At 37.1% G+C, this 12,830-nt stretch carries 11 protein-coding genes; 1 reads left to right on the top strand and 10 read right to left on the bottom strand.

Annotated elements, in window-relative coordinates; genetic code table 11:
- Positions 1-135 precede the first annotated feature (135 nt).
- The 7 genes from rny to yfmF form a co-directional block, all read right to left on the bottom strand.
- The gene (gene rny / locus CBF30_RS08060; protein ID WP_126824922.1) at positions 136-1,695 is read right to left on the bottom strand and encodes a ribonuclease Y; all 1,560 of its coding nucleotides are present in this window, start codon (positions 1,693-1,695) and stop codon (positions 136-138) included.
- Between the two features lie 258 nt (positions 1,696-1,953).
- Complete coding sequence (gene recA, locus CBF30_RS08055) at positions 1,954-3,000, bottom strand: recombinase RecA (RefSeq protein WP_126824919.1); 1,047 nt, start codon at positions 2,998-3,000, stop codon at positions 1,954-1,956.
- A gap of 97 nt (positions 3,001-3,097) precedes the next feature.
- The gene (locus CBF30_RS08050; RefSeq protein ID WP_126824916.1) at positions 3,098-4,351 is read right to left on the bottom strand and encodes a competence/damage-inducible protein A; all 1,254 of its coding nucleotides are present in this window, start codon (positions 4,349-4,351) and stop codon (positions 3,098-3,100) included.
- Between the two features lie 156 nt (positions 4,352-4,507).
- Positions 4,508-5,086 (bottom strand): CDP-diacylglycerol--glycerol-3-phosphate 3-phosphatidyltransferase, encoded by a 579-nt coding sequence (gene pgsA, locus CBF30_RS08045; protein WP_126824913.1) that lies wholly within the window; start codon positions 5,084-5,086, stop codon positions 4,508-4,510.
- A gap of 19 nt (positions 5,087-5,105) precedes the next feature.
- Positions 5,106-5,957, bottom strand: a complete 852-nt coding sequence (locus tag CBF30_RS08040; RefSeq protein WP_126824910.1) for a helix-turn-helix domain-containing protein — start codon at positions 5,955-5,957, stop codon at positions 5,106-5,108.
- A complete protein-coding gene (yfmH, locus tag CBF30_RS08035) occupies positions 5,954-7,282 on the bottom strand; it encodes an EF-P 5-aminopentanol modification-associated protein YfmH (RefSeq protein WP_126824907.1) in 1,329 nt (442 codons plus the stop codon). The genes CBF30_RS08040 and yfmH overlap by 4 nt, the downstream gene beginning before the upstream one ends.
- Positions 7,283-7,284: 2 nt before the next feature.
- On the bottom strand, positions 7,285-8,550 hold the full coding sequence (gene yfmF, locus CBF30_RS08030; RefSeq protein ID WP_126824904.1) for an EF-P 5-aminopentanol modification-associated protein YfmF: 1,266 nt from the start codon (positions 8,548-8,550) through the stop codon (positions 7,285-7,287).
- Between the two features lie 270 nt (positions 8,551-8,820).
- Here yfmF and mscL point away from each other — a divergent pair, with 270 nt between their 5' ends.
- A complete protein-coding gene (mscL, locus tag CBF30_RS08025; RefSeq protein WP_126824900.1) occupies positions 8,821-9,240 on the top strand; it encodes a large conductance mechanosensitive channel protein MscL in 420 nt (139 codons plus the stop codon).
- A gap of 66 nt (positions 9,241-9,306) precedes the next feature.
- Here the strand turns inward: mscL and CBF30_RS08020 are convergent, their stop codons facing one another.
- The 3 genes from CBF30_RS08020 to purR all read right to left on the bottom strand — a co-directional run bounded on the left by CBF30_RS08020 (position 9,307) and on the right by purR (position 12,700).
- The gene (locus CBF30_RS08020) at positions 9,307-10,287 is read right to left on the bottom strand and encodes a ribose-phosphate diphosphokinase (protein ID WP_126824896.1); all 981 of its coding nucleotides are present in this window, start codon (positions 10,285-10,287) and stop codon (positions 9,307-9,309) included.
- Positions 10,288-10,380: 93 nt separating this feature from the next.
- Positions 10,381-11,754 (bottom strand): bifunctional UDP-N-acetylglucosamine diphosphorylase/glucosamine-1-phosphate N-acetyltransferase GlmU, encoded by a 1,374-nt coding sequence (glmU, locus tag CBF30_RS08015; protein WP_126824893.1) that lies wholly within the window; start codon positions 11,752-11,754, stop codon positions 10,381-10,383.
- 112 nt (positions 11,755-11,866) lie between these two features.
- Positions 11,867-12,700, bottom strand: a complete 834-nt coding sequence (purR, locus tag CBF30_RS08010; RefSeq protein WP_126824889.1) for a pur operon repressor — start codon at positions 12,698-12,700, stop codon at positions 11,867-11,869.
- Positions 12,701-12,830: the final 130 nt, after the last annotated feature.

Here is a 12,830-nt window from a genome sequence, read left to right as displayed (position 1 = left end):
TTTCAATAGCCGTTACTTTTTTCCATTTTTCTAAATTTATGACTCACGCGTTTAAAGTCAGCCTACCCACTTATACTTAAGAAAGAGAAAAAAACACCTAAAATTAGAAATTACTTTCCATTTTAGATGTTCTTTTTATTTAGCGTAATCTACTGCACGTGTTTCACGTACAACAGTTACTTTAATATGTCCTGGATAATCTAGTTCTTCTTCGATACGTTTTCGGATGTTTCTAACCAAGATGGTTGACTCATCATCTGAGATAACTTCTGGTTTAACCATCACACGAATTTCTCGTCCTGCTTGAATCGCAAAACTTGTATCTACACCCTCAAAATCGTTCGATATGTTCTCTAGTCTTTCTAATCTGCGTACATAATTTTCTAGTGATTCACTTCTAGCACCAGGTCTTGCGGCTGACAGTGCATCAGCAGCTGCAACTAATACCGAAATAACCGAAGTTGCTTCAGTATCACCATGATGCGAAGCAATTGCATTGATAACAACGGGGTTCTCATGATATTTAGAAGCAAGCTCTGCTCCAATTTCTACGTGAGAGCCTTCAATTTCATGATCCAAAGCTTTTCCAATATCATGCAAGAAACCAGCACGTTTTGCAAGTGCCACATCTTCTCCTAATTCAGAGGCCAGAACTCCTGTTAATTTGGCTACTTCAATGGAGTGGTTCAAGACATTTTGTCCATAACTTGTTCTAAAACGTAAGCGTCCCATAATTTTGATTAAATCTGGATGAAGTGTATGTGCACCAACTTCAAACGCTGCCTGCTCACCATATTCACGAACTTTTTCGTCCATTTCTTTGCGAGCTTTTTCTACCATCTCTTCAATCCTAGCTGGATGAATCCGACCATCTTGAATCAATTTTTCAAGCGCCATACGTGCAATCTCTCTACGGATTGGATCAAAACCAGATAGAACTACCGCTTCTGGTGTATCATCAATGATTACATCCATTCCCGTAAGTGTCTCAAGTGTTCGAATATTTCGACCTTCGCGTCCAATAATTCTGCCTTTCATTTCATCATTTGGTAAAGTGACGACAGATACTGTTGTCTCTGATACTTGATCAGCAGCACAACGTTGAATCGCAAGTGATAACAAGTTACGAGCTTTTCGATCAGCTTCTTCTTTTGTGCGCTGTTCGCTTTCTTTGACCATTACTGCAAGTTCATGTGTCAACTCTTTTTCAGTTGTTGACATAATAATCTCTTTTGCCTCTTCGTGAGTGAGACTACTAATTCGTTCCAATTCAGCTTGCTGTGCTTCGATTAACGCGGATACTTTTTGTTGTTTTTCATCAATCAATTGTTGTCTAGAATCAATCTTTATCTCTTTATCTTCAAGTGAACGTTCCCGTTTTTCTAGAGAATCGTCTTTTCTATCAAGATTTCGTTCTCTTTGTACTAAACGATTTTCTTGATCTTTTAATTCAAATCGACGTTCTTTCAGCTCACTTTCAATTTCAGCACGATAGTGTTGATTTTTTTCTTTGGCTTCCAATAAAGCTTCTTTTTTCAGCGTTTCTGCCTCTTTTTTCGCTTGTTTCATGATAGCGTCTGCAGAATTTTTCGCTCCATCAATTTCCTTTTGATGACGCGAATTTGCAACAAACATTCCAAAAATAAGACCGACAATTAATCCGATGATAGTACCCAGTGGAACAAGTAACCCCATTCCATCCACCTCCATACTATCGATTAATTTTCTATTTATCTGTAGTTTTTTTGATAAAACCTTATATTGATTATCAATATGCCTACTTGTACAATTCATATATAACTGTACATAACTTTATTCTAATGTTAGAATCTTTTACTGTCAACTTAAAAAAACGCTAGTTGTCAATAATTCTTACAATAAAAAAACTTCACACAAAAACTGTAGCCTGTTACTACCTACTTGTGTGAAGTTTTTTATTTGATTTTTTTTGTTTTAATCTTCTAATTCTAGTGAAACTTCTTTAGAATCCTCTGTTTCATCAAGCTCAACATCACCAATGCCAAACGCTTGGCGTACTCGGATAGAAAGCTCTGCCATCATCTCTGGATGATCCAGTAAATAGTTCTTAGCATTCTCTCTACCTTGACCTATACGTTCGTCCTTGTAGCCATACCAAGCACCACTTTTGTCGATGATATCTTTTTCTACTCCCATATCAAGCAACTCTCCAACTTGAGAAATTCCTTGTCCGTACATAATATCTACTTCTGCTATTTTAAAAGGTGGTGCTACTTTATTTTTTACTACTTTGATTTTTGTACGGTTTCCGATAATATCTGTTCCATTTTTCAGTTGCTCTGCTCTTCGTACCTCTAATCGAACAGTCGCATAGAATTTCAATGCGCGTCCACCAGGAGTTATCTCTGGATTACCGAACATGATTCCTACTTTTTCACGAATTTGGTTGATGAAAATCGCAATCGTTTTCGTTTTGTTGATTGAACCTGAAAGCTTACGCAGCGCTTGTGACATCAATCGCGCTTGCAACCCTACATGGGCGTCTCCCATTTCTCCATCAATTTCAGCTCTTGGAACAAGTGCAGCCACAGAATCGACCACAACGATATCAATTGCCCCACTTGAAACAAGTGCATCAGCAATCTCTAAACCTTGTTCTCCAGTATCTGGTTGAGATAACAGTAATTCATCAATATTTACCCCTAATTTTTGTGCATACGCAGGATCTAGTGCATGCTCTGCATCAATAAAAGCTGCAGTTCCACCATTTTTTTGTACTTCTGCGATTGCATGAAGTGCAACAGTTGTCTTACCTGAACTTTCAGGACCATACACTTCAATAATCCGACCACGGGGATAGCCACCTATCCCAAGTGCCACATCTAGTGCAAGTGAACCACTTGAAATAGTTGAAATTTGTGTATCCACTTTTTCTCCTAACTTCATAATGGAACCTTTCCCAAAGTTTTTCTCTATTTTTTTTAGTGCTGCATCTAATGCTACTTTACGATCATCTGCCACAGAATAAGCCTCCTTGTATTTGCGAATCTAACTTATTGACTCTATCATACTTGTTTTTTTTATAAATTGCAAGAAAAAAGGGAACAAACATTCGCTTTCATCGTTTTGTGTCTGCTTGAACTTTTTTTCTCAATAATGATAGTCCATTCATAATAGCAGCATTTCTAACTGCCTGTCTATTTCTACTAAACTTGAAACAACTTGCACTTGGTTCTTCACCTCTAGCTGCCACACCAATCCAAACTGTACCAGCTTCTTGGTCTTCCAGCATATTGGGACCGGCAACTCCTGTGAAAGAGACAGCATAGTCTGTATCTAATATGCTACGAGCTTGCTCCGCCATCTGTTTGGCACAATACTCACTCACTACCCCATGTTTTCTCAATTCTTCTTCGCTAAGATTGAGTAATTTGACTTTTGCTTCTTTTGAATACGTTACAAAACCTCCCGCAAATACCTCTGAAACCCCAGAAACATTTCCAAGAGTAGACTGAAACATCCCTGCCGTCAAACTTTCAGCACTAGTTACGGTTTTTTTGTGTGCTTTTAGTAATTTGACTGTTTCATCGACTAGTGAGTTGTCATCTCCGTAACCGTAAAAATAAGCTCCTACGCGTTGTTGCACACGCGCCTCTAAATCGTCTAGCATTTTTTGGGCTTGTTCATTCCGGTCTATTTTAGCAGTGAGTCTCAAAGTGACCTCATTCATTTTAGCATAAGGTGCAATGGTTGGGTTCGTTTGATGATCAATCAAATCTGCCAGTTCTGTTACAAGCTGTGATTCTCCTATGCCGAAAAAGCGTAAAACTCTAGAAAAAAGTTGCTCTTGTTTGGGTAAGTTTTGTTGTAGTATTGGGATAACTTCTGTTTGAAACATGACTTTCATCTCGCTTGGCGGTCCTGGTAACAAGATATAGTGATGATTCGGGCCCTGATAATACGTACCAATCGCAAGCCCATTATGATTTGCTAATATCTTACCGTTCTGGATAGTCAAGGCTTGTCTTTTGTTATTTTCTGTTACTTTTCTTCCTAATCGCTCTATGTGTTGAATAATTTCTGTTAGCGCCAATTCATCCATCACTAGTTCTTCTCCTAGATGTTTTGCGGTAACTTGCTTGGTCAAATCATCTTCGGTTGGACCTAATCCTCCACATAGAAAGATGATTTCACTTCTTTTTTCAGCTTCTGTAAGTACTTCATCTAAACGTTGAGCATTATCCCCGACAACACTATGATAATAAACATCCACTCCCAAATTTGCTAACTCTTGTGACAAATAAGTCGCATTTGTATTTACAATCTGCCCTAATAAAATCTCTGTCCCAACAGCAATAATTTCTGCTTTCATCTTCATCATCCCTCAATTTCTAAAAACAATATACGCATTTTATTCCATATCATTTTATTTTATTATAATCTTTCTTCAAAAGGAAAAGGTTGGGTGAAAGAGCTTCTGCTCCGTCCCAACCTCTATTTTACTACTATTCTTTCTATCTGTCTTACTTTACATTGAGCCTTTAAAAACAGCTGCATTTTTTGTGAAGTAATCAACCCCTGAGTAAATGGTAAAGAGTAAGCACACATAAAGTAAAATTTGATCTACTGGAATGCTAATTGCAGCAAATGGAAAATTATTCAGTAGTAAAAAAATAATCGCAAACATTTGAGTAGCAGTTTTAACCTTACCTGGCCATGCTGCTGCCATTACTTCTCCATGTTCCACTAATAACAAGCGTAAACCTGTCACTGCAAGCTCACGGCACACAATAATCGCTACGACCCAAGCCGGAGCTTTTCCTTGCGCTACTAACATAATAAAAGCAGTCATCACCAGCATCTTGTCAGCCAATGGATCTGCAAACTTGCCAAAATTTGTTACTAGACCACGCGAACGGGCAATTTTACCGTCTAACCAGTCAGTAATGCTTGCCAGAGCAAAAATAATGGTTGCAACCAACTGCGTCACAGGTAAATTCACACCTGCTAAGTGCAATTGGCCAAAGTGAAGAGGTACTGCCATAAAAATAATAAAAATGGGAATCATGAGAATTCTTAATACAGTTAATTTATTCGGTAAGTTCACTATCTTTCACAACCTTTTTCTATTTGTAAGTGACTGTTAAATCTATATTTTTTTGATATGCTTTCGTTTGACCAATGATATCTAAATTTTGGTCATTTAACTTAGCAGACAGATTTACGGCTGCTCCAAACACAATCTTAACTTCCGCAGTTCCTTCTGGTAAAGCATACTCTGTTGTTTCACCTTGTTTAACCGTGTAGTTATACACATTTGCGCCCCCAACCGTAATTCCTACCCAACACGAACCATTTGTTCCGGTAAAAGTTAATTTTGCCGGACTTGTTATATTTTTTGCTGACATCACTAGATTTTTTCCGTCATCTGAGGTAATCGCAAGCTCTGGCTTTACCTCTTGTGTCGTTGAGGTCGTTGTTTGAGTTGCACTCGATTCTTTTGTTTTACTCGTAGTTGCTTGTGTCGACTCACGATCCACCTCAACACTTGATGAGGTTTGAATCATCGAGCTATCTTTATGCTGTTTCCAAGTTGCATACCCTACTGTTGCTATAATAGCAACGGCAATCAGGCTTAAGACAATCATTGGTAAGCGATCGGATAATACTTGTAATACATTTTTTTCTTCTTTATGCAAATTTTTTCTTGATTCTGTTATCTTCTCAATCTTTGGCTGTTCAATTTGAACTTTTTGACCATCAAATTTTTTGACCACAAGATTCCCGTCTAACCCAACCGCGTCTGCATATTGTCGCAAAAAAGTCCGAACATAGTAGGTACTAGGCATTGCCTCGTACTCATCGAGTTCCAATGCTTCTAAATATTTTTTTTGAATTTTTGTTTTCTGTTGTAAGTCATCAATGGTAAACCCTTTTTTTAAGCGAGCCTCTTTTAGCTCTTTTCCAATATCTGTCATGTTGACACCTTCTTTACTTCATCAAAACTTTCAGTATCTTGTGGATACATATAAAATCGACTCATCGCTTCTGGTTTGACAAACTGTTTGGCGCTTGCCAAAACATCTGTCAATTGAATTTCTTCAATAATTTGTGGGAAATCTAATAAAGTCAGCTCGCCCATCTGCACTTGACTAAATTGATTGGCTATATATTCCAAGGAGTTCAGTGATTGAAAAAATTTTCCCAGCATTTTTTTCTTGAGCAAAGCTAAGTTTTTTTCAGTTAATTCTTCACTTGACTCATAACCAAGTAGTAGTTTTTCTAGCTCGTCTGCTAGCCGTTCAGGTTCACCTGTATCTCCACCAAAATCAGCAAAATAAAAGGAGCGATCCATTGAGAACTCATACTCAAAACTATCATCAACCAACCCACTATCATATAATCTCAGATAGTTTTTAGAGGTTGTTCCAAGTAATAGCTGAAAAAATAATTGCAAACTAAATTTAAGACGCAATCGCTCTTTATCTGTTTTAGGATAGGGCGCAGTCCCTTTAATTCCCACTAATGACTTTGGCCTAGAAACAGGCATATAAACACTCGACTCACGAACAATATCAGTAATTTTTTCTTCGGGGAACTTCCGCTCTATGTTTTGTGTTTCAGGAAAGACTTTTGCAGCTTGATTCGCTCGAATCAAAGCCATCATACTTTCCGGTTCTAAGTTTCCAATAACAAAAAGATTCATATTGCTTGGGTGATAAAATGTTTGATAGCACAGATACAAATCCTCTGCTGTTATTTGATTGATGCTTGCCACAGTACCCGCAATATCAATATGTAGAGGATGTTTGGGATATAGATTGTTAATAATCCCAAAAAATAAACGCCAATTAGGATCATCTTGATACATTTGAATTTCTTGTGCAATGATTCCTTTTTCTTTTTCTACCGTTTCAGCTGTAAAATAAGGGGCTTGCACAAAATCAAGTAATGTCTCCAAATTTTGCGCTACTGATTCAGTCGTAGAAAATAAATAACTTGTTCGAGTAAAGCTGGTAAATGCATTTGCTGCAGCACCTTGTTTTCCAAATTTTTGAAACACATCTCCATCTTCTTTTTCAAATAATTTATGTTCTAGAAAATGGGCAATACCATCGGGTACTTCAACAAATCCCTTCTGATTAATTGGGATAAACTGATTGTCAATAGACCCATAATTCGTTGTAAAAAGACCATACGTTTTGTGATAGTCCTTTTTAGGAAGTAAGGTCACCGTCAGCCCATTAGGTAAGACTTCAGTATATAATGTTTCATTTAGCTTAGGATAAACTTTTTTCTCCATTTTTATACCGACTCTCCTTCCATAAAATAAATAGCCTTCATTGAAATTTTTTGTGCTACATTTTTCACATCTATAGCAGATACATGATTCAAGTGCTCCATCCATTCTTCAGCAGAAAGATTTGCTTGTGATAATTTAGATTGAAGATACTTTTTTTCTATCTGCGCAACAGGAGAATCTAACGAAAGTAAATAACGGTTCTTTAACATCACCTTGGTTTGCTCTAACTCTTCTGCCGTAATATTTCCTTTTTGCAAACTTTCTAATTGCCGCGCAATGAGACTCATAACTTTTTTACGATTTTCCCCATCAATCCCCGTTTGGACAGTCATGATGCCACGCATGGTATCCAACGAGCTTGAGGCATAATAAGCCAAACTTTCGCGCTCTCGGACATTTATAAACAGTCTCGAATGAGGAAAACCACCAAATAGTCCATTAAATACTTGCAACGCAAAGTACTCAGAATCAACTAAGTAAATGCCTGTATGATAAGCAATATTTAATTTTGACTGTACGACCGGTTGGACTTCGACTTTTTCTTGAGTAATGTTTTCCGATTTCTGCTTATAAAATAGCGGTGTATCTTTACTGATATTTCGATCCGTCAATGGCCATTTTTTGAAATAGTCGGCAATATCCGCTCCATTGACGTCGCCAATCACTGAAATGTGAATTTCATCTTCGCTCAGCATTGTTTGATAGACTTGAACGAGACTCTCAGCTGTTATTTCCTCTAAATCCTCTTTGCGACCAAAGCTTGGAATTTGTTGTCCTGCATCAGTAAAGTAGAGCTTTTCGAGGGCATATGCAGCGTATAGTTGTTTGTCATCATAAATTGAATCAATATATTCTTTTAAATTGTTTTTTTCTCGTTCAAAAGTTTCCTGATCAAAACGACCAGCTGTAATATTAGGGCAATAAAGAATTTCTTCCAAGAAATCGATTGCTTCCTTTAAAACCGGCTGCGTCGTAGACAAATATTTTTCAGTGACAACATTTAATACAATTGAAAAAAGATGAAAGTTTCCCTGTTTGTTTACTTGAATACCAAAATTAGCTCCATATAAATCTGCCAACTTTTCACTAATTTCTTGCTGTGTCGGATAATGTTTACTATTTGTTTCCATCAAACTAGAAAGCAGTGTTCGCTGTGTAATTTTTTTTGATTCGATTGGTGTACTGAAGCGAATCATGACACGAGTTGTCTTATATTTTTTTGTTGGAATAACTTCCAAGTACACACCCTTTTTTATTTCAGTATTCATGAACAAGCTCCTTATTTTTCTTTCACTGTCTATCATAATCGAATCGTTATCAGATAACAATTCGATTTCTTCGAGTTTTGTGAAACTTTAATAAAATCGTTTAACTCCATTTTATCATTTTTTTAGTTTATTAGAAATCATTTATCGGATATCTTTCTCGATTTATGGACAAAATGCTCCTTTTTTACCTTTTTTCTTTTAATGAAACAAAAATAGTTTAGTTTTTTTATCATTTTAGGTATACTAGTCTATATGAAAGGGGGATGAAACATGATTAAAGAATTTAAAGAGTTTATTATGCGTGGAAACGTGTTAGATCTTGCTGTTGGGGTTGTTATTGGGGGTGCGTTTACTGCTATTGTAACGTCAATTGTAAACGGACTAATTACACCGATTGTTACACTTGTGATCAAACTTATAACAGGTAGTAAAGATGGAAAAATGGATGGCTTAAACGCGACATTTAACGGTGTCAAATTTGATTTTGGACTAGTTATTTCTGCAATTATTACTTTTTTAATTACAGCATTTGTGGTCTTTTTAATAGTTAAAGCCTTTAACAAGGCTCGTACAGTTGTTGAAAAACCAAAAGAAGAAGTAGCAGCTGAAAAAGCACCTGTAGCAGAAGATTACTTAAAAGAAATTCGCGACTTATTAGCAAAACAAGAGCAACACAACCAAACAAAATAGTCCTTTCTTTTATGTACATAAAAAAAAGAAAAAGTTAGAACTTGTTTTACAAGTTCTAACTTTTTTTTATTTAGTGCGACGTTTTTTTGATTCAAATAATGGGCTGACTGGTTTATTTTCATGGATTCGCTTGATAGCATCTCCAATTAAACCTGCCACACTTACTTCATCAATTTTCGCAATTTTACGTTCTTGAGAAAGATTGATTGAATCCGTTACAACCAATTTTTCAATAGCAGAATCTTCGATACGTTGAAGTGCTGGCCCAGAGAGTACCGGATGGGTACAGCTTGCATACACTTCAATCGCACCTGCTTCTTTTAAAGCATTTGCTGCTAGCGTAATAGTCCCCGCCGTGTCAATCATATCATCAATAAGAATACATTTTTTGCCTTTAACTTCCCCAATAATGTTCATTACCTCAGCAACATTTGCTTTTGGACGACGCTTGTCAATAATCGCAATAGGCGCTTTCAAACTTTCAGCAAGTTTTCTAGCACGAGTAACACCACCATGGTCAGGTGAAACTACCACTACATCGTCTCCTACATAACCATGATCAATAAAGTAATCTGCAAGAAGAGGAGCTGCCATCAAATGATCCACTGGAATGTCGAAAAATCCTTGAATTTGAACAGCATGTAAATCTAATGTCAACATTCTAGTTACTCCTGCTGTCTCAAGCATATTGGCAACTAATTTGGCTGTGATTGGCTCACGTGAACGTGCTTTTCGATCTTGACGAGCATATCCATAATAAGGCATGACTACATTAATTGTTTTCGCACTGGCACGTTTTAACGCATCAATCATAATTAATAATTCCATCAGATTATCATTAACAGGTGAACTTGTAGACTGGATCAAATAAACATGTGAACCACGAATACTTTCTTCGATATTAATTTGAATTTCTCCATCACTAAATTGGCTGACAGATGACTTCCCTAATTTCACACCAACCGCTTTTGCAATTTTTTCTGCTAGTGGTTTGTTAGAGTTTAAGGCAAAGATTTTTAATCTAGGATCAAAATAATGTTTCGACATGAGGACCTCCGCTTTCTATTTTCCCAATTGTTTTCGCTTTTCTATTAAATAGTAGTCATTTTTCTAGTATAAATCAAGCTTTTATCCGAATTTTTATTGCAAAGGAGGGAGTTTTTTTGCGTATCCTTCTTTATTCTCTTGTTTTTGTCTAGCGATAGCCAATGCTTCTACTGGAACATCTTTTGTAATGGTCGATCCGGCTGCAATAAAACTCTTCTCGCCAACTGTTAGCGGTGCAATCAGGTTGGAGTTAGAGCCAATAAAGCTATTTGATCCAACAGTTGTACGATGCTTGTTGACTCCGTCGTAGTTCACAAAGATCACTCCACAGCCCACGTTGATATTTTCGCCTAAAGTAGCATCCCCTATGTATGTCAGGTGTCCCACTTTAGTCCCTTGATTGATTTGGGCATTTTTCACTTCGACAAAATTTCCGATATGTACATTTGGCCCAATATCTGCTTGCGGTCGCAAATGTGCATAGGGTCCTACGTCGCTCCCCTTACGAACAATTGATTGTTCAATATTAGAAGACGTTACTACAACCTCATCTTCAATCACACTATCTTTAATTTCAGAGTGTGCCCCAATGAAACAGTTAGATCCAATCACTGTTTTTCCTTTTAAAACAACTCCTGCTTCCAAACATGTGTCATTACCAATCACTACATCTGCATCAATATAGGTGGTATTAGGGTCAACAAAGGTGACACCATTCACCATATGTTCGTGATTAATTCGCATGCGCATTTGCTGATTAGCTTTTGAAAGTGCTACTCGATCATTTACCCCCAAAGAATCTTCAAATACAGGCATCACATAAGCACTCACATTTTCGCCAGCGTATTTCAAAATTCCAATCACATCGGTTAAATAATATTCTCCTTGAGCATTTTTATTACCAACTTGCTCTAACGCTTTATATAAAAATTCGTTGTCAAAACAATAGGTTCCAGTGTTAATTTCTGTGATTTTTTGTTCAGCGTCAGTAGCATCTTTTTGTTCCACAATTTTTTCAACATAATGCTCTTTATCCCGAATAATTCTACCATAACCTGTTGGAGTATCAGTTTTTGCAGTCAAAACAGTTGCTTTAGCCTTTGTTTGTTCATGATGTGCAATCAGTTGTTCTAGCGTTTCACTCGTTAAAAGTGGCGTGTCTCCACAAAGTACCAGTGTGGTTCCTTTTTTATTTGCCAGCAACTCTTTTGTCACCATTACCGCATGTCCTGTACCAAGCTGTTCTTCTTGCAAGGCATATTCACTACGGTTGCCTAATTGCTCTTTGACTAGCTCCGCTCCGCATCCTACTACTGTCACAATCTGAGTGGGTGCTAATGCTTCTACTTGTTCTAAGACATGTTCTACCATCGCTTTTCCTGCTACAGGATGTAACACCTTATATAATGAGGACTTCATTCTTGAACCTTGTCCTGCTGCTAAAATCACCGCGTATCGCGTATTCAAATCTATCGCTCCTTGTCTTAATAACTTTGTTCAATTATTTTATCGTGATTATAAATTTTTTTCAATATACCGCATAAAAGGCTCGACCTTTAGTCAAGCCTCTTTTTTGTTTTCATTTTTCACTCGATGCTTGATCAAAGTAATTTCCGGGGACTACTTTGATTGTTTTTGTTTGGGTATCTACTTCTTTGACACATAATAAAGAATGATAATCCTCAATCATTCTGCGTCCACTAAATGTTGATTCGGCAAAGACCGTAATCCCTACAAGCTCTGCTTCAAACTCGTCGATCAAACTCGTCATACCATTGACCGTGCCTCCGCCTTTCATAAAGTCATCTACCACTAGCACACGCGAGCCACGTTTTAGACTACGTTTTGATAATTCCATTTTTTCTACACGTTCTGAGGAGCCCGACACATAATTGACACTCACAGTAGATCCTTCGGTAATTTTTGAATCGCGACGAACGATTACAAAAGGAACATTTAAATAATATGAAACAGCTTGTGCGATTGGAACACCTTTGGTTGCGACTGTCATCACCGCGTCAATTTTTCGATTATTATACTTTGAAGCAATAATTTGTCCTACTTTTCTGAGTAAATCGGGTTCTCCTAACAAATCAGATAGATAGACATACCCACCTGGAAGCAAACGTTCTCTTTCAGACAAACGTTCGCATAAGGAGTCCACGATTTGCTTAGCAGCTTCAAATGAAATCTCTGGGATAAAGCGAACACCTCCCGCAGCACCTGGAATCGTTTCTAAAATCCCTGTTCCTCTTTGCTTAAATGTTTTCTTTATAATCGACAAATCTTCACTTATAGAAGACTTGGCAGAGGCATAACGCTCAGAAAAATAGGTCAACGACACAAGCGTATGTGGATGTTCGAGTAAATACTGTGTCATATCAATAAGCCGTTCACTTCTTCTTATTTTCATAATCTCACCTTTCTTTATGAATTATCTTTTTCTTATCCTTTCTATTATAATTATTTTTAGAGTAAAATCATAGTATTTTTTGCATATATTTTAAAAATGTTCGTATTTCACGCCTAAATAAAAGAGTCGA

Source organism: Vagococcus entomophilus (assembly GCF_003987595.1).
Classification (GTDB): domain Bacteria; phylum Bacillota; class Bacilli; order Lactobacillales; family Vagococcaceae; genus Vagococcus_E; species Vagococcus_E entomophilus.
Note: the sequence above shows the minus strand (reverse complement) of the source record. Positions and strands in the feature narration are given on the sequence as shown.

What these genes read in the sequence shown, in the direction of transcription:
- rny (WP_126824922.1), bottom strand. Translation starts at nt 1,695, where the DNA reads ATGGGGTTACTTGTTCCACTGGGTACTATCATCGGATTAATTGTCGGT.
- CBF30_RS08050 (WP_126824916.1), bottom strand. Translation starts at nt 4,351, where the DNA reads ATGAAAGCAGAAATTATTGCTGTTGGGACAGAGATTTTATTAGGGCAG.
- CBF30_RS08040 (WP_126824910.1), bottom strand. Translation starts at nt 5,957, where the DNA reads ATGACAGATATTGGAAAAGAGCTAAAAGAGGCTCGCTTAAAAAAAGGG.
- yfmH (WP_126824907.1), bottom strand. Translation starts at nt 7,282, where the DNA reads ATGGAGAAAAAAGTTTATCCTAAGCTAAATGAAACATTATATACTGAA.
- yfmF (WP_126824904.1), bottom strand. Translation starts at nt 8,550, where the DNA reads ATGAATACTGAAATAAAAAAGGGTGTGTACTTGGAAGTTATTCCAACA.
- mscL (WP_126824900.1), top strand. Translation starts at nt 8,821, where the DNA reads ATGATTAAAGAATTTAAAGAGTTTATTATGCGTGGAAACGTGTTAGAT.
- CBF30_RS08020 (WP_126824896.1), bottom strand. Translation starts at nt 10,287, where the DNA reads ATGTCGAAACATTATTTTGATCCTAGATTAAAAATCTTTGCCTTAAAC.
- purR (WP_126824889.1), bottom strand. Translation starts at nt 12,700, where the DNA reads ATGAAAATAAGAAGAAGTGAACGGCTTATTGATATGACACAGTATTTA.